This window comes from Phycobacter sedimenti (assembly GCF_038148855.1).
In the GTDB taxonomy this organism is placed as follows: domain Bacteria; phylum Pseudomonadota; class Alphaproteobacteria; order Rhodobacterales; family Rhodobacteraceae; genus Phycobacter; species Phycobacter sedimenti.
In genome coordinates, this window is the sequence record NZ_JBBVGR010000002.1 from 203528 (window position 1) to 219675 (window position 16148).

General features: G+C 58.5%; 16 protein-coding genes, 1 tRNA gene and 1 pseudogene. 4 read left to right on the forward strand and 14 right to left on the reverse strand.

The window, feature by feature from the left end:
- Both AADA15_RS04035 and AADA15_RS04040 read left to right on the forward strand, forming a co-directional pair.
- The gene (locus tag AADA15_RS04035; RefSeq protein WP_341640265.1) at positions 1–1614 is read left to right on the forward strand and encodes an AMP-binding protein; all 1614 of its coding nucleotides are present in this window, start codon (positions 1–3) and stop codon (positions 1612–1614) included.
- Between the two features lie 124 nt (positions 1615–1738).
- A tRNA-Cys gene (locus AADA15_RS04040) sits at positions 1739–1812 on the forward strand.
- 337 nt (positions 1813–2149) lie between these two features.
- Here the strand turns inward: AADA15_RS04040 and AADA15_RS04045 are convergent.
- From AADA15_RS04045 to AADA15_RS04080, 8 genes are all read right to left on the reverse strand, one after another.
- A complete protein-coding gene (locus AADA15_RS04045) occupies positions 2150–2536 on the reverse strand; it encodes a RidA family protein (protein WP_341640266.1) in 387 nt (128 codons plus the stop codon).
- Positions 2511–3455 carry a sugar kinase gene (locus AADA15_RS04050; protein ID WP_341640267.1) on the reverse strand — a complete coding sequence of 315 codons (945 nt, stop codon included), beginning with the start codon at positions 3453–3455 and terminating at the stop codon, positions 2511–2513. The genes AADA15_RS04045 and AADA15_RS04050 overlap by 26 nt, the downstream gene beginning before the upstream one ends.
- A complete protein-coding gene (locus AADA15_RS04055) occupies positions 3448–4083 on the reverse strand; it encodes a 2-dehydro-3-deoxy-6-phosphogalactonate aldolase (protein WP_341640268.1) in 636 nt (211 codons plus the stop codon). Before AADA15_RS04055 ends, AADA15_RS04050 begins: the two co-directional genes overlap by 8 nt.
- Positions 4084–4188: 105 nt before the next feature.
- Positions 4189–5244, reverse strand: coding sequence for a D-TA family PLP-dependent enzyme (locus AADA15_RS04060; RefSeq protein WP_341640269.1), 1056 nt, complete (start codon positions 5242–5244; stop codon positions 4189–4191).
- On the reverse strand, positions 5244–6710 hold the full coding sequence (locus AADA15_RS04065; RefSeq protein WP_341640573.1) for a M81 family metallopeptidase: 1467 nt from the start codon (positions 6708–6710) through the stop codon (positions 5244–5246). Before AADA15_RS04065 ends, AADA15_RS04060 begins: the two co-directional genes overlap by 1 nt.
- Positions 6711–6771: 61 nt before the next feature.
- Positions 6772–7818 (reverse strand): TRAP transporter substrate-binding protein, encoded by a 1047-nt coding sequence (locus tag AADA15_RS04070; protein WP_341640270.1) that lies wholly within the window; start codon positions 7816–7818, stop codon positions 6772–6774.
- Between the two features lie 32 nt (positions 7819–7850).
- On the reverse strand, positions 7851–9134 hold the full coding sequence (locus AADA15_RS04075) for a TRAP transporter large permease (RefSeq protein WP_341640271.1): 1284 nt from the start codon (positions 9132–9134) through the stop codon (positions 7851–7853).
- Positions 9131–9634, reverse strand: coding sequence for a TRAP transporter small permease (locus AADA15_RS04080; protein ID WP_341640272.1), 504 nt, complete (start codon positions 9632–9634; stop codon positions 9131–9133). Before AADA15_RS04080 ends, AADA15_RS04075 begins: the two co-directional genes overlap by 4 nt.
- Positions 9635–9796: 162 nt before the next feature.
- Between AADA15_RS04080 and AADA15_RS04085 the strand changes: the two genes are divergently transcribed.
- Positions 9797–10714, forward strand: a complete 918-nt coding sequence (locus AADA15_RS04085) for a MurR/RpiR family transcriptional regulator (RefSeq protein ID WP_341640273.1) — start codon at positions 9797–9799, stop codon at positions 10712–10714.
- A 98-nt stretch (positions 10715–10812) separates the two neighbouring features.
- Here AADA15_RS04085 and AADA15_RS04090 read toward each other — a convergent pair.
- The 6 genes and pseudogenes from AADA15_RS04090 to AADA15_RS04115 form a co-directional block, all read right to left on the reverse strand.
- Positions 10813–11954: pseudogene (locus AADA15_RS04090) on the reverse strand (AMP-binding protein).
- A 102-nt stretch (positions 11955–12056) separates the two neighbouring features.
- Positions 12057–12206, reverse strand: a complete 150-nt coding sequence (locus tag AADA15_RS04095; RefSeq protein WP_341640274.1) for a hypothetical protein — start codon at positions 12204–12206, stop codon at positions 12057–12059.
- Between the two features lie 200 nt (positions 12207–12406).
- On the reverse strand, positions 12407–13549 hold the full coding sequence (locus AADA15_RS04100; RefSeq protein ID WP_341640275.1) for a glycine cleavage T C-terminal barrel domain-containing protein: 1143 nt from the start codon (positions 13547–13549) through the stop codon (positions 12407–12409).
- Between the two features lie 165 nt (positions 13550–13714).
- On the reverse strand, positions 13715–14203 hold the full coding sequence (locus tag AADA15_RS04105) for an Lrp/AsnC family transcriptional regulator (protein ID WP_341640276.1): 489 nt from the start codon (positions 14201–14203) through the stop codon (positions 13715–13717).
- A 296-nt stretch (positions 14204–14499) separates the two neighbouring features.
- Entirely contained in the window at positions 14500–14907 is a 408-nt protein-coding gene (locus AADA15_RS04110; protein ID WP_341640277.1) for a universal stress protein, read from the reverse strand.
- An 85-nt stretch (positions 14908–14992) separates the two neighbouring features.
- Positions 14993–15316 carry an antibiotic biosynthesis monooxygenase family protein gene (locus AADA15_RS04115; RefSeq protein WP_341640278.1) on the reverse strand — a complete coding sequence of 108 codons (324 nt, stop codon included), beginning with the start codon at positions 15314–15316 and terminating at the stop codon, positions 14993–14995.
- Between the two features lie 41 nt (positions 15317–15357).
- Here AADA15_RS04115 and AADA15_RS04120 point away from each other — a divergent pair, with 41 nt between their 5' ends.
- Positions 15358–16131 (forward strand): hypothetical protein, encoded by a 774-nt coding sequence (locus AADA15_RS04120; protein ID WP_341640279.1) that lies wholly within the window; start codon positions 15358–15360, stop codon positions 16129–16131.
- The last annotated feature ends 17 nt before the right edge of the window (positions 16132–16148 follow it).

Consider the following 16148-nt stretch of genomic DNA (forward strand, 5'->3'; position numbering starts at 1 on the left):
ATGCTGGGACCGACAGCACATATCGATACCTTCACGCGGGACAACTTGCCGTCAGCGGATCAATGGCCCGAGTTCCTGCTGGATGGGTTTGACTACCCGGAGCACCTGAATGCGGCGGTCGAGCTGACCGATGCCATGGTCGACAAGGGGTTTGGAGACCACACCGCCCTGATCGGCAACGGACGCCGCCGCACCTACAAGGAGCTGGCGGACTGGACCAACCGCCTTGCCAACGTAATGACCGAGGATCTGGGCGTCAAACCGGGCAACCGGGTGTTGATCCGCTCGGCCAACAACCCGGCCATGGTGGCCTGCTGGCTGGCCGCCACCAAGGCGGGCGCGGTGGTGGTCAACACCATGCCCATGCTGCGCGCCGGAGAGCTGGCGGCCATCGTCGACAAGGCAGAGATCACTCATGCCCTGTGCGATACGCGTCTGATGGATGAACTGGTCTCCTGCGCCAAAACATCGGAGTTCCTGACATCTGTGGTGGGGTTTGATGGCACCTCGAACCATGATGCAGAGCTTGACCGGCTGGCGCTGGAAAAGCCCGTAACCTATGAGGCGGTGAAAACCGGGCGCGATGATGTGGCGCTCTTGGGTTTTACATCTGGCACCACAGGATCGCCCAAGGCCACGATGCATTTTCACCGCGATCTGCTGATCATTGCGGACGGTTATGCACGCGAAGTGCTGGATGTGCAGCCAGAGGACACTTTTGTCGGCTCTCCGCCGCTGGCCTTTACCTTTGGCCTCGGCGGTCTTGCGATCTTTCCGCTGCGCTTTGGCGCGGCGGCGACTCTGCTGGAGAATGCCTCGCCGCCAAACCTGATTGAGATCATCGAGAAGTACAAGGCGACCGTCTGTTTTACCGCACCCACAGCCTACCGCGTGATGCTGCGCGCGATGGAGGAGGGGGCTGATCTGTCCTCCCTGCGGGCTGCAGTTTCGGCCGGAGAGACGCTGCCAGCGCCGGTCTATGCGGAATGGATGGAAAAGACCGGCAAGCCAATGCTCGATGGGATCGGCGCGACCGAGATGCTGCATATCTTCATCTCCAACAGGTTCGACGATCATAAACCCGCCTGCACGGGCAAGCCGGTATCGGGCTATCAGGTGCGGGTGCTTGACAGCGCGGGCAATGAGGCTCCGCGCGGAGAAATCGGTCGCCTTGCGGTCAAGGGGCCGACCGGTTGCCGCTACATGGCGGACGACCGTCAGGCGACATACGTGCAGGACGGCTGGAACGTGACCGGTGACAGCTTCATGATGGACGAAGGGGGTTATCTGCATTTCGCCGCCCGCAATGACGATATGATCATCTCCTCCGGCTACAATATTGCGGGCCCTGAGGTCGAAGCGGCTCTTCTGGCCCATGATGCGGTTGCGGAATGCGCCGTGATCGGAGCGCCTGATGAGGCACGCGGTCAGATCGTCGAGGCGCATGTGGTGCTGTCTGCAGGCGAGGTGCCGTCAGAGGCCTTGACCAAGCTCTTGCAGGATCACGTGAAGGCGACGATCGCGCCCTACAAGTACCCGCGATCGGTGGTTTTCACCAAGGCTTTGCCAAAGACCGAGACGGGCAAGATCCAACGCTTCAAACTCAAGAGCTAGGGGCGAACCAATCCTGTTCCGCCCATCATTGGGCGGAGCATCCATCGCATGTTTGGTCTTGTGCTTGGTTCTGAATCGCGATACTTCCGGCGCCACACCACGAACACGAGTGTTCACAGTCGGCGGCGAGTTGGCGGAGTGGTGACGCAGCGGATTGCAAATCCGTGTACACCGGTTCGATTCCGGTACTCGCCTCCATTTCATTCTGAATCATATGGTTATGAGCTTTGCGGCCCTGTGCGACTCAAGGTGGGACACATAGCCACGATGATCCGAGTCTCATGACTGTCAAAGCTCAGATTGGGTCGCCGTTGCTGCTTCGAACCAGGCTGTGTGCTCCGGTTCTGGTGACCCAGCGGTAGAGCCTCTAGTGAGTCAGATCGCATCCAAACGTTACATGCCGGGGCTAAGGAGAGCTTGCTTGCCCTGTGTGAACCCCACTCGCCAAAATGCTGCGAAAGATTGCTTTGGTGGGGAAGGGCCAGTGGCGAACGAGCGGGCCATAGCGCTCGTTCGCAATCATGTGCGAGGCTCGCTAGAGGGGTTTGTATGCCGTGACATCAATCTCGATCTTGGCATCCACCATCAGCTGCGAACGCACTGTCGAACGCGCCGGAGCGCCATTCGGGAAATAGTCGGCATAGACCCGGTTGAAGGTCCAGAAATCGCGGGGGTCGTCCAGCCACACGTTGACCTTTGCAACATCTTCCAAGGTGCAGCCCGCTTTTTCGAGCACCGCAATCACGTTTTCCATCGTGCGCTTGGTCTGAGCCTCGATGCCACCGGGTTCGATTTCTCCATTTTCCTTCATGGCGACTTGCCCCGAGATGAAAACAAAATCCCCGGCGCGCACAGCTGGCGAAAATGGAAGGGACTGTCCGCCTGCACCGGTACGTTCAGCGCCAATACGTCCAATTGTCATAGGGATCTCCTGGTTCCTTTAGTTGGTTTTCGGTTTGAGAGAGGGTCGGAATAGGGGCGACCGCACCAAAGCCGCAGGTGGACAATGCAGCTGCTGTATTCGCCCAATGTGTCGCATCGGCCGGAGGCATCCCGCGCAACAAGGCTGCCAGAAACGCCCCGTTGAAGCAGTCGCCTGCGCCCGTTGCGTCGACGGCATCGACGCGCAGGGGGCTGCACAGGTGTGTGCCACTAGCATCGGACGTGATGACACCTGAGCTGCCCATGGTGAGCGCGACCGTTCTGGCGCCCATATCGTGATAGAAGCGCAGTATCTCATGTGGATCGTCCAGCCCTGTGAGCTGTCGCGCATCATCCAAACCAGGCAATGCGATATCACAGTGCTGCATGACCTCATGGGTCACGTGACGGGCTTCTTCGAGCGGCCAGAGGGCGGTTCTGAGGTTCGGATCGAAAGCAAAGCTATTGCCAGCCTCCCGGGCGCATTTCGCTGCGGTGACCACGGCGTCCCGGGATGTCTGGCTGATCGCAAGACTGATGCCTGACGCATAGAATATCTGGCAGTCGTTCAGAGCTTGTATCGGTAACAGCCCGGTATTGTATTCACGCGCGGCGGAGGACCGTCTGCGATAGGTAAAGTGATGGCCGTCATCGTCATGGGTCACGAAGTAAAGGCCAGTTTCTCCTTCCTGCTTGCGCGCGACATGGCGGGTGATGACGCTTTCAGACTGCCAAAGCTCGATGAACTGATCACCAAACGTGTCACTTCCAAGTTGGGTGAGAATTCCGGCCTGCGCGCCCTGCCGCGCGGCAGAAATCGCGACATTGGAAATGTCTCCGCCGAACCCCTGAAGGAACAGGCCGTCGTCTTGTTGATTGAATTCGATGAGTGGTTCGCCAAGGCACAGAATATCAGCCATGCCGTGCCTCGAACTCTGCAAAGGCGTCGGCGAGCCTCTTTGCCTTGAGCGCGACCGCCGCGCAGGTGTCTCCGGGGGTGAACAACGCGCTGCCGACGCCAATCATGTCCACGTTTGAGGAAAGCCAGCTTGAGAGTGTTTCCGCATTCGTGCCGCCCGTTGCAATAATGGGCGTGCCATCTGGGAGCACAGCACGCCATGCTGTGATCGCGGCAGGGCCATTCAGCTCGGCTGGGAAATACTTGAGGAGATCCGCGCCTTCAGACAGTGCAGAAAACGCTTCGCTCGGCGTGAAGACGCCCGGACATGACAACATGTCTGCCGCTTTTGTGGCTCGCACGACCTCAGCCGAGAAGTTCGGAGATACGACAAGGTGACAGCCGATATCCGACAGGCGCGCAACCTCCTGCGCGTTCAGCACGGTGCCCGCACCAATCAGCACATCTTGCGGCCATGCCGTGACCAGCGACTGGATGGAGGCAAGGGCACCCGGCGAATTCAACGTGACTTCGATGCGACGTATTCCTGCGGTGATCAGGCTGTCCGCGATGGGAAGGATTTCATCCGGTGTGATTCCCCTGAGGACCGCAAGCACCGGAATGCCTGGAAGAGTGCTGTGATCAAGCATTTGCAATGCCTTTCGCAATAGTCTTGAGCGCGCGAACCGATGTGTTGTCCGTGCAGGTTTCACCGGTGACCGCTGTGAAGGAGCGTCCCTTGCCGCCTTTGGTGATCACCAGACCAATCCGCGTGCTGCGATTTGTGCGGGACCGGCAGGGGTGCCGTTTTCGATCAGCTCGACATGGTCAAGCATATTGGCAACGACGCAGGCGTGGTTTGGAATGATGTGGAGCCTGTCGCCCACAGACAGCCCGATTGGCCCGTTGCTTACGATGCGGCCATGTTCTTCGCTGAGCTGGTCGATCGTTAGATCGTCTCGCCCCACGATCTGGCCATAGCCGTCCAGCCCCAAAAGATCCGAGGTCAGAACCTTTGAGCCGGCATCAATGATCGCGCGGGTTTCTGACGGAACGGATACCACTGTTGCCAGAACGGTGAGGGCGCAATCGCTTTGCGTGCAGGTGCCCCGCGCGAGCAGGGAGCGATCATTATACACATAGGTGCCGATCCGGTATTCGGTGGCCAATTGCATTTCATGGGCTCGCCACATATCAGGTGATCCGCCCGAAGAAATGACCTCTGCCGGACACCCCTCTGCGTTCAGCGCGTCAATGGCGTCAGCGATCCAGGACGTGACGTGATCTGCCTTGCCTGTTGGCGGATAGGTCATGAGGCCCTTGAAACGCAGGCCGGGGGACGCTGAGATTGCCTTGGCAAGGTCCAGAACGTCCTTGGGCTCTGCCACCCCGCACCGGTCGGCGCCCGTGTTGCATTCGACAAGAACGTTCAGTGGGGCACGGGCATCCTGAAAGGCGGCGCGCAAGCCCCGGATGGTCTCCATGTTGTCGACCACGACGCTTAGCCTGACCCGTGCTGCAAGGTCGCGCAGGCGTTTCGTCTTGTGCGCACCCAGAATGTTGTAGGTGATCAGGACGTCCTCAATCCCGCCTTCCGCGATCATCGCTTCGGCTTCGGAGATCTTTTGACAGGTGATGCCAATTGCGCCTTGCTCTATCTGGTATTTCGCCAAAGAGGGGAGTTTGTGCGTCTTGATATGTGGGCGCAGCTTCAGCCCGTGCCTGTCGCAATAGTCCTGAAACTTGCGGATGTTGGCCTTTGCAATATCCAGATCGACAAGGACCGAGGGCGTATCAAGCGTCGGAAACACTATGCCAGCTCCTCTTCGTGCGGATGCTCAGCGATCGGCCAGATCGCGCGTGTCAGATGCTGATAGGGTGTCTTGCGCGGGTTGTTGGGGTATGGCCCATCGACGGCCGCGTAGAGGATATGACTAGCCACAGGTGCAAAAGCCCCGTGGAAATGGTTGGTCGATTTCACGATCAGGATGCGCTTGGACGCCACATCAATGCCGAGATTGGTGAAGAGGTCGGGCGAGAACGCCTGGCTTCTGTTGGAGTTCAGAACGATATCTAGATCGCCAAGCCGGATTGCCGCGCTGTCCCCAAGGGGAACAACCGATGTTCCAAAGCTTTGCACCGCATCGCGTACCAGCCGGGTGACTTTCACCTTTGCATCGATGGGTTGTCCTGCATGGGCGGATGTTTTGCCGCCAAAGCGCAGATCCAGTTCTGCGCCTTCACCGGCGGCGAAACACAGGCGAACGGCCATCGGATCCCAGATGGTACCCAGAGCGGCTCCCTTGATGTTCATGTCCAAGGCGTGTTGCAGCAGGATGGTTGAATCGCCGGCAACGCCGCCGCCGGGGTTGTCCCAGACATCGGCAATGACAACCGGGCCGTTTTCCATCACATCCGCTCTGTCGAGAGCTTGCTCTGGAGACAGGAATTCAGGTGTGGCGCGCCCCCGGAAGCTGAAAAGCTCCGTCCCGAGGTTTCTGGCAAGCGCAGCGCCTTGAGCCGGGGTATTGTCCGTTACCACGATGATCTTGGCACCAAGATCGGGAGAGTCCCCGGCCATAAAGCCGTGAATGGCAGAGACAGAAAGCGCCTCGCCGCGCGCTTCAATCTGTTTCATGCGGTCAACGAAGCCGCGCATGGGCTGGATGCTGGTGGGGAGAACGTCCATCATCCGAACATCAAAAACCTGTATGTCCGGGCGGATCTCTCCCCGCGCGGCGCGCAGCGTCAGGTCGACACAAGCCTCGCCTGCTTCGACAAAATCGGTATGGGGGAATTCCTTGAACACCGTGATTATATCTGCGTTTTCAACCCGCTTGGCGCTCAGATGGGAGTGGGGGTCGAAACTCGCTCCGATCTTGCAGTCCGGCCCCACGATCTTGCGCGCCTGTGCAAGCAATTCCCCTTCACAATCCAGGCAGCCATCAGCGATCATCGCGCCGTGCAGCCCAAAGATCGCCGCGTCCAGGGGCAGGGCAGCCTGCAATTGTGCAAGCACTTCGTCACGCAGCCGCACCCACGTTCTGTTGCTCAACAGGCCGCCGGGTTCCGCCCAGGTCGCCGTGCCCTCGATCAATTCTATCTCGCCCAGAGTAGCGCGCGCGCGCAAAGCCGGGAAAACCGCGCTGCACAGGGTTGGCGTTTCCGGGTGCTGGCCGGGCGCTGCATAAAAGCTCTGCTCAAAGTCAGTAAAGTCCGTTCTGAGCGGAGAAAAGGTATTGGTTTCAGTCGCCAGAGAAGCACAGAAAACACGCATCGGTTCGTCCATTTGTTATTCATGGGCCGGGGGCGAGACATGCGCCCCCGGCCGTTTTGCGTCAGTCCAGGTAGCTGTCGGCGTTTGCGGCTTCGACCTCAGCCTTGAACATGCCCAACAGCTCAGAGGCTTTGGCGTCGAGGTTCTCAGCAACATGGGCATCAAATGCGGGCTGCGTCGCTGCAGCCATTGCAGCGCGCTGCTCTCCGGTGAGCGCGGTCACCTTGATTTGATCCATCAAGCCCGCCAGGCCGCGATCAGAGGCTTCGATAATGCGGGACAAACCGCGGCTTGCCGTGACGCAGTTTTCGGCTGCCACGCGCAGGGTTGCCTGCTCGCTCTCGCTCAAGCCTTCAAAGAAGGCGCGGTTCACCATGAAGGTGTAAGGAGAGAACAGGTGATTGGTCAGCGTCATGTACTGCTGAACTTCCGCGAAATTCGCAAAAGAGATGATCGGCACCGGGTTCATTTGCCCGTCGATGACGCCGGTTTGCAGACCGGAGTAGACTTCACCCCAGCTGAGCGGATAGGCCTCTGCGCCAAGGGCCTGCACGATGGTCTGGTGGGACGGCAAGGTCATGGTGCGGATCCGGATGCCGTCGAAGTCTTTCAGTTCGGCAATCGGGCGCTGCGAATTGGTCACGGCGAAGAACCCGCCTGTGTCCGGAAAGCCAAGAACAACCACATCACCGAGCGTTTCCTCGATATCTGCGGCCAGCGCTTCACCGAAGGGGCCATCAAACACTTCGTATGTCGATGCGTTGTTGGCAAAGGCGAACGGCAGGTTCAGAACGTCGATGCGCGGATAATAGCTCGCCAGCGCGCCGGTTGATGTCAGGGTGGCCTGGATCACGCCATCGCGAAGCTGCTGGACGTGCTCCGCAGCCGAACCCAGCTGGTTCGAGCCAAACACTTCGACCGTTACGCTGCCGTTGGTGTCTGCCGCCACGATGTTGGAAAACACGGCAGTACAGGCGTGGGCCGGGTTTTCAAAAGGATCGGTTTTGTTGTCATGTCCGAACCGGATGACCCCGCCTCCCGCCAGCGCGGATGTTGCGGTCAGCGCGGCCACAGCAGTTGCCAAAAGGCCTTTGGTAAATGTCTTCATGTTCTCCTCCTGTTGGTTTGAAGACGAGTGCCCTATTGGGCAAATCCGAAGGCGCGCGGCAGCAAGAGTGCGGCGTCCTCCCAGAATGCGAAGAGAAAAAGGATTGCCAGTTCTGCGATCAGGAACGGTGCCAGCTTGATCGAAATCCGCTCCAGCTTTTCGCCGGTGACCGAAGACAGAACGAACAGGCAGGCACCTACCGGGGGCGTCATCAGCGAAATATTGAGCGCCAGGACAAAGATGATGCCTGCGTGGATCGGCTCCATCCCGATTTGTTCAGTGAGTGGGACCAGGACCGGGGCCAGGATGATCAGGATCGCGGTGATGTCCATGACCATGCCGACGACCAGAAGGACACCGATGATGATCGCAATCACGGCCACCGGATTGTCCGAGATGTTCAGAACCGTTGAGGCAATCGCCTGCGGGATGCGCTCAAAGCTCATCCACCAGCCGAGGATCCCGGCAAAGGCGATGATGACAAATATGACCCCGGTGATCCGGGCGGTGCGGACCAGCATGCCGTAGAAATCGGGCAGGGTCAGCGTGCGATAGACAAAGACCCCGATAAACAGTGCATAGGCAACGGCAATGGATGCAGCTTCGGTCGGGGTGACGATCCCGCCAAGAATGCCGCCCAGAATGATCAGCGGCATGAGAAGCGCGGTGATCGAAGACAGAAGCGTATCCCAGACTTCCCGCAGAGTTGCGCCGCGTGCGGCCTTGGGCAGGTTCTCGCGCTTCCCGCCGATCACGATGATTGCCATGCAGACCAGGCAAATCACCAGGCCGGGCAGGATCCCTGCGGCGAACAGCCCGCCGATCGATACGCCCATCAAAGAGCCGTAGACGACCATAAGACCGGAAGGTGGAATGGTCGGCCCGATGATGGAGCCCGCTGCGGTTACGGCGCAGGCATAGTCACGTCTGTATCCTTCTTTGACCATCGCGGGGACCAGTGTCCGGCCAAAAGCGGCCGCGTCTGCGGTGGCGGATCCTGTCAGCCCTGCGAAGAAGACGGATGCCAGCATATTGGTGTGGGCAAGGCCGCCGCGAAATCTGCCGACGAGAACCTGCGCCAGTTTCACAAGGCGATCGGTGATGCCGATCCCGTTCATCACTTCACCAGCCAGGATGAAGAACGGCATGGCGAGAAAAGGGAAGATATTGAGGCCATTGAAGATCTTGCTTGGCCCGATGGCGAGGAAATTGGTTCCCCCGATACTGATCAAGCCAGCCACTCCGGCCATTCCGATGGCAAAACCAATGGGCATTCCAAACAGGATCAGCCCGACAAAAATGAGGGCAACAATCATATCTCTGCCTCCTGTCGATCCAGTTGCGTTCCGCGATCCCGGATTACGACGAGTATGAGTTGGAGGACGGCCAGGAAGGCAGCGACCGGAATTGCCCAGAAGAACGGCTCGAGCGTTGCGCCAAAAATCATGGCCTGACGGGTGGCGCCGGTCTGTGCAAAGCCGATACCAAACCAGAGCACATATCCAAAAAGCGCAATCGCCATCAGGTCGATCGCAATCAAGATCGCATGCCTGACCCGGGCAGGAAGCGCCATCAGAAAGGACGTCAGTCCGATGTGTTCACGCCTTGCGATGCCCGATGAAACGGCAAGCATGGCGGCCCAAATCATGAGATACCGTGCGAGGGCTTCTGGCCATGGCAGTTGCCAATGGAACCAGTACCGGTCGATGACGCCGATCCACACGTCAACGACCAAGGCGACCATCAGTGCCGCGACAATGGCTTCGGTCGCGCGATTGATCCGGTTGCTGAGCCTAGTTACAACGTGAATGAGCAATTCATCCTCCTCAATGAAACTCAAGTAGAATTTGGTGGCGAATCTGGTGGTTCGTCAAGTTAAAAATGTCACTAAGTTACAAAAATGGTCAAAACTTTGCGCGATATGGCTTTGTCTTGACCGAATAATGTAGCTCAGTTACGAAATGGGTATGGGGGACACATGACAAACGAACCGAACGATCAAACTGCCCAACGCACACCTGCAGCCATCGATCTGATCTCAAACCTCAAGGGTCGGTTCAATGACCTTCCGGCGCGCGAAAAGAAGGTCGCCGCTTATGTTCTTGATCATCTTGAAACGATCAGCTCCATGACGATTGCAGAGCTGGCGGCCGCATGCGAGGTGAGTACGCCGACGGTTGTGCGCTTCTGCCGGTCCATGGGAAGCGATGGATTTCGTGAATTCAAGATACGTCTTGCGCAGAACCTGGCCGTCAGCTTGCAGTATCTGGTCGTCGATCCCGGGCAGGTGCGCTCGCCTGACACGGGCAATATCGACCAGATCGTCGGTGCGTTGTCGGCGACCTTGAATATCATGCGAAAACAGGTGTCCGATGCGGATGTGTCGGACGTGGCAGATATTCTGACCGGAGCGCGCTCCGTCGTGGTCGGTGGCCTCGGTGGAGGCTCCTCCATGCTGGCGAGTGAGACTGCGAACCGATTGTTTCGGCTTGGCATTCCGGCGGTTGCCATCTCGGATAGCTATTTGCTCCAGATGCGTGCCGCAACGCTTGAGGCAGGTGATGCGCTCTTGTTGATCTCTGCAAGTGGAGAGGCTGGAGAGGTTCTGAGCGCGGCTGAAATCGCCAACGGCTACGGCGCGGCAACCGTCGCCATTACAAAGAGCGACAGCCGCTTGGCGGCAACGGCAAAAGCTGCGGTCGCCGTGGATCTTCCGGAGGATCCTGACGTGCACAAGCCGACGGCATCGCGCTATGCCTTCCTGGTGATCATTGACGCCATTGCCATGAGCGTCGCGCAGAATCTGCCGGAGCGCACAACGGAAAACCTGCGTCGCATCAGGGCGTCGCTGACCGCATATCATGGGCGCACTGGACCTCAGCCGTTAGGCGATTGACGCCTTTAACGGATTTGCGGCTGGTGTCCTCGTTAACAGGCGTCGGAATCGCATTCCGACACATCCCAGAAGCCTGACGGCGATGGCTGCGTGCAGGCTCAAGGCTGTTCCTTCAGTCTCTTTGCATGTTCACGCAGGGCGAACTCCTGGATCTTGCCCCGCAGAGGATCTTGGGGTGCTTGTTAACATAAACCGTCCCGGAGCTTTGTAGGCAGCCAGTCGGTCGCCGCACCAGGCCCGCAATGCCGCTGTATCGATCTCGTGCCCCTCGGAAGGCTGGATCAAGGATTAGGGAGGCATTTTTCATGAGGCATGGCAACCACGGCTGTAATCTCTACCGAGGGGTGGCTGCAAAGGACATTCTCCACCTCGACGGAGGAAATGTTCTCGCCAGTTGAAGTGATGATATCCTTGGAGCGAGCCTTGAGCTGGATATGGCCGTCGGGGTGTTTCTCCCCCAATTCACCCGCGTGGAACCATCCGCCCTCAAAAGCCTTTTTGGTGGCCGCCGGGTTGCGGAAATACCCTTTCATCGCAACATGGTCGCGGAACATGACCTCACCCATCGTTTTGCCGTCCTTCGGGACCGGCTGCATGGTCTCTGGATCAAGCACGTCCAGCCCTTCGCGGGGCAGATAGTGCATGTACTGGCGCGATTTGAGGCGGGTCAGTTCCTCGCCTGGTAGGAAAACCTGCTGTCGTGCCAGTCGTCTATGACGGCTGGTCCGTAGGTTTCGGTCAGCCCGCAAAGATGGATGACATCAAAGCCTGCGGTTTTCATGTCGGCCAGCCGTTTCAATGAAGCATGGGGCAGCGTCCACAGGTCGACCGCGTGTTTGCGCATGTAGGTGGTCAGCGCATTGCCCTGTGCCAGAAAGTAGGCGCCGCGGTGATGTGAAACCAAGCGCTTGGGGGCCCCAGTGGTGCCGGAGCTGTAGTTGATCGAGTGCAGGATCCCGCCGCAGAAGGGTACGCCCTAATGGTATTCCAGCACGGTCGGCGTGTTGGGAAGCTGGGCTGACACCATATCGCCGCGCCCGAGCCCACGCCGGGCCAGTGCCGAAGCCAGCCGCCCGGATCGCGCCTAAAACTCCGCATAGCTGCGACGCAAACCGCCATGAATGATCGCCGTATGACCCGGCAAAACGGTGGCTGCCCGCTCAAGAAAGGTGAGCGGGGTCAGCGGCTGATGGTTCGCAGGATTGCAGTCCAGATCCGTGTTGCAGGGGGTCATGATCATGGCTCGGGCATCCTGCCACTGAGGCGCGCGCTTCTCGATGAAGGCACCGATGCCCTCTTGGGCACCCTGTGCCAGCATGTTGTCCACCATCACCTGTCTGGCTTAGGCATAGGCCTCTGTCAGAGGCATTTCGCGCTGCGTATAAAAGGCACGCTTGCCTGTCGCCGACGTCATGTTGGACTTGGAAGCGGTCTTGTCCGCCATTTCGCCGGTGGCCTCTTGCAGTGCGTCCTCGCTGACCACGCGGTTCACAAGACCGATTTCTGCGGCGCGCGCGGCTGTTGAATTGCACGGTGTGTTCGTTTGAATACTGACCGGATTGCAATGCCTGCCCGGCGCGCTGCCAGTGCAGCTCGATGGAAAGTTCTGACATAAACATGGGTCTCTTGTTCCGAAAGGCAGAGAGGGGACACGCGCCGAGGCACAGCGCGCGCCGCTCAGGATGCGAGGCCTCAGGCCGCCGCGATCTGCTTCTTTGGGTCGTAGAAGGGGCGTTCGACGACGATCGCTTTGGTCGGACCCGAAAGCGTAACCACTTCGACCTCGGAGCCGAGCACGACAGCATCTGCATCCACCAGGGCCAGGGCGATGTTCTTTTCAAGGCGCGGCGAATAGACGGCCGAGGTGACCTTGCCGATTTCCCGGCCCTCCTGATTGATTTTCCAGAACGTCGTGTTGGGAGCAGAGAGAGGGTCGCAGTCAATCACCAGGCCGATCTGTTTGCGCTTGGCGCCTTGCTCCTTGATGCGGCGCAGCGCGGCCTTGCCGATGAACTCGGCCTCCATGTCCAGATTGACGAGGCGGTCAAGGCCCAGCTCAAACGGGTTGGTGTGGATGTCCGCGTCTGCGTGATAGGACAGCATGCCGCCTTCGATACGGCGGATCGAGGAGGTGTGCCCCGGCTTCAGCCCGTGGTCCATACCCGCCGCCATGATGCGCTCCCAGAGTTGATCGCCTTTGGAGCCGTCACGCAGATAGAGTTCATAGCCCAGCTCGCTTGACCAGCCAGTGCGGGAGACGATGAGCGGAATGCCATCCAGTTCGACCTCGCGGAGCCAATAGTACTTGAGGTTCAGAATGTCTTCGCCAAACAGCTCAGCCATGATCTTCCCGGAGTTCGGGCCCTGAAGCTGGAGCGGAGAGACGTCCGGTTCGGTGATCTGGACATCAAGGCCCGAGTTCACCGCCACACCCTGCGCCCAAAGCAAGATGTCGCTGTCGGCGAGGGAAATCCAGAAGTGGTTTTCGGCAAGGCGCAGCAGGATCGGATCGTTCAGAATGCCGCCTTCGGCATTGGTGATCAGGATGTACTTGCACTGGCCGACGGCCAACTTGGACAGATCACGGCAGGTCAGCATCTGAATGAATTGGGCCGCGTCCGGGCCGGTGACTTCGACCTGGCGCTCAACAGCCACGTCACAGAGGATCGCCTCGTTCACCAGGTTCCAGAAGTTCTGCTCCGGATCACCGAAATCTCGGGGGATATACATATGATTATAAACAGAGAAAGCCTTAGCGCCCCAACGCACTGTCGCGTCGAAGTAGGGAGATTTGCGGATTTGGGTGCCGAAGCCAAAGTCGTCTGTCTGCGTCATGTTTTCGCCCTTGTAGCAGGTGGCCTGACTGGCCGGTACGTGTTGAAACCTGCGGACGATTTAGAGTGGAAAATCACATAGTGTTGGTCTGAAAATATCTCGGTCTTTGGACTGATTGGTCCAAAGACCGATCCGTTTTCAGACCGTTCGGACCTCGTCTGTTTTTCATGGTCTATTTGCGACAAGTTTTGCCAGATTTGGCCGACTCGTCTTGATCTGACGTGTTGCGATATAGGTCAGGTAGCGATCGATCCCGAGTTCAGCAGATAGCATGTCATCCATCAGGGTCTGAAAGGCTGCAAGGCTTGGCGTTGCCGTCTTCATCACGTAGTCCATGCCGCCGCCTGTCGACACGCAATCCGTGACTTCATCAAGGTTGCGAATATAGGCCTCGAAGCGCTCGAAGTCTGTCTTGCGATGATGCGTGAGCGAGATCGTGACGATGACTTGGGTGAAATCCACGATACGCTCAAGGACCAGTTCCGCGTGATACCCGCGAATGTAACCAGCCGCCTTCAGCCTATCCAGGCGCGCCCAGCAGGGGATTGGCGACAGGTTTACCAGTTCGGCCAGCTTGGCCTTGCTCAACTGCCCATGCTGCTGAACCGCGCTCAGAATGCGGATATCTGTTGCATCAAGCCCTGGTTTTTTCATGCACGAATGGTTCCGTTGGGGTGCAAGACTCGCCTAAGACTGGCGTTATTCGCCGATTAAGACACCCAAAATCGGAGCGCTGCTCTGTCGTTTTCGACTTTTTCTCTTGTGATTGCGCCAGTCAAGTCAGGCTCAGACCAGCGGAAGCGCCTGATCGGTGTCGCCGACCTCCGGACCGCTGGTTAAGGCGAGGGCAAAACCCGCAAGGCCCCAATCCTTGGGGCCCTGCGATCTTTATCAGTGGGTCAACTGCGGCACGTGTCTTGCCGGAAACTGACGTTCTGCCTGTGCGTTTACTAGCGCACGACATGTACCGCGCATTTCGCATGGCGGACCACTTGCGCGGCGGTGGAGCCGAGCAGGAGATCCTGCATTCCGGGGCGGTGGGACGCGACAATGATCAGGTCCGGCTTGTTCTGATCCGCCCAGTCCAGGATGGACCTGCCTGAGTGCCCCTCGATCACCAGCCCCTTGGCATTGGGCAGCGTATCGGCAAGGGCGGACAGTTCGCTCTCGATGGCCTGACGGGCCTCTGCCATGTAGTCGGCCGGCATGTAGGAGATCGCGTAGGACGGGATCTGTTCTACCACATGCAAAAGCGTGATCGTGGCCTCTGGCGTTGCCAGCAGCTTCGCCAGTTTCAGCGGCGCAGTGATGTCGCGGTCAGGATCAAAGGAAATCGGCACTAGAATATTGTGATACATGGTGTCCTCCAGTCGTTCGGTTTTTGTCCTCAAGATGCAAGGCGCGCGATTGCCGAGCCTTGATCCAAATCAGTATTTCTTCTTTTCAGTCGCCAAAGGTCGCGGCGACCTCATACATCACCGGCTCGAAACTGCGGCACAGGGAGCTGATGTGACGATTGCGTTCGCGCATTTCAGCGGTGCGCAACATCTGCATGAAGTCCTCTCGCCTTTGCCATTGTGAGTAGTTCGCGATCCGGGTCTGGGCATCGTTCACGTGCAGGCCGGCAGCAATGAAGCCTTGTTGGCGGGAGATGTAGCTTTCATAGGCATCGGTCAGCGCATCCAGCAAGTCCTGGCATGTCCCGGGCATCGTTTCGAATGTCGTAATGACGGTTTGCACCTCGCCTGATGTGGAAATGTTGAGCATTATCTCCTCCCTTGCGCGCTTTGCGGTAAGGCGAGCCTACGATGGTTCCAAAGAAAATGGGTAGATTTCTTTTGGGGCGGTTGAGTTTGCGCCGAAAACACGCAAAGGTGGCGGTCATATTTTTCACTCAACCAAGAGCCTTGGACTTGCGACCTGGCATACCGCTTATTCTGTTGGCTGTGTCTCTTGCCACACCACTTCGGGCTGGGCCATGGATGCAAGGCGCGGGGCAGGGGTTTGCATCCGCCAGTGCAACCATACGCCAAGCAGAAACAGACAAGTGGCGCCATGAGCTGAATTATTTTGGCGAATATGGTTGGTCGGACCGGGTCACCCTTGGAGTGGATCTGAACCAGAATGATCGCGTTTCGGGGCATGCGCTCCTGTTTGCGCGGATACCGCTTGCGATGCGATACAGCGCTTTTCCGGTGGCCCTTTCCGTCTCTGGGGGTGGGGCGCATCAGCGGGGGACATGGAAAGCTATGTACCGCGTGACCCTGTCGGCCGGGCATAGCTTTCAGACCGAGCGCGGCAGCGGCTGGGTCTCTGCCGATGCAACGTATGAACTCCGCCATGGTGCAGATGATCCAACATGGAAACTGGATGCAACGATCGGGTGGAATAGAGCAGGAACTCTTTCACCCATGCTTCAGATTGAAACGTCCAAAAGGTCTGGGGAACCGCTCGTATATGCTGTGATACCAAGCCTGCGCTACGAGGTCAGCGAGCATCAGGCTGTCGTTGCCGGGTTGGAATACAAGGAGGCGGGCCAGCGCAGTCTTGGCCTGCGGCTTGCCCTGTGGCATAGGTTCTGAGCTGCCAGAGACATCCA

Coding starts and splice junctions, on each gene's coding strand:
- AADA15_RS04045 (WP_341640266.1), bottom strand. CDS start 2,536: ATGACAATTGGACGTATTGGCGCTGAACGTACCGGTGCAGGCGGACAG.
- AADA15_RS04075 (WP_341640271.1), bottom strand. CDS start 9,134: ATGATTGTTGCCCTCATTTTTGTCGGGCTGATCCTGTTTGGAATGCCC.
- AADA15_RS04110 (WP_341640277.1), bottom strand. CDS start 14,907: ATGTATCACAATATTCTAGTGCCGATTTCCTTTGATCCTGACCGCGAC.
- AADA15_RS04055 (WP_341640268.1), bottom strand. CDS start 4,083: ATGCTTGATCACAGCACTCTTCCAGGCATTCCGGTGCTTGCGGTCCTC.
- AADA15_RS04120 (WP_341640279.1), top strand. CDS start 15,358: ATGGTTCCAAAGAAAATGGGTAGATTTCTTTTGGGGCGGTTGAGTTTG.
- AADA15_RS04065 (WP_341640573.1), bottom strand. CDS start 6,710: ATGCGTGTTTTCTGTGCTTCTCTGGCGACTGAAACCAATACCTTTTCT.
- AADA15_RS04085 (WP_341640273.1), top strand. CDS start 9,797: ATGACAAACGAACCGAACGATCAAACTGCCCAACGCACACCTGCAGCC.
- AADA15_RS04035 (WP_341640265.1), top strand. CDS start 1: ATGCTGGGACCGACAGCACATATCGATACCTTCACGCGGGACAACTTG.
- AADA15_RS04100 (WP_341640275.1), bottom strand. CDS start 13,549: ATGACGCAGACAGACGACTTTGGCTTCGGCACCCAAATCCGCAAATCT.
- AADA15_RS04050 (WP_341640267.1), bottom strand. CDS start 3,455: ATGGCTGATATTCTGTGCCTTGGCGAACCACTCATCGAATTCAATCAA.
- AADA15_RS04070 (WP_341640270.1), bottom strand. CDS start 7,818: ATGAAGACATTTACCAAAGGCCTTTTGGCAACTGCTGTGGCCGCGCTG.
- AADA15_RS04105 (WP_341640276.1), bottom strand. CDS start 14,203: ATGAAAAAACCAGGGCTTGATGCAACAGATATCCGCATTCTGAGCGCG.
- AADA15_RS04115 (WP_341640278.1), bottom strand. CDS start 15,316: ATGCTCAACATTTCCACATCAGGCGAGGTGCAAACCGTCATTACGACA.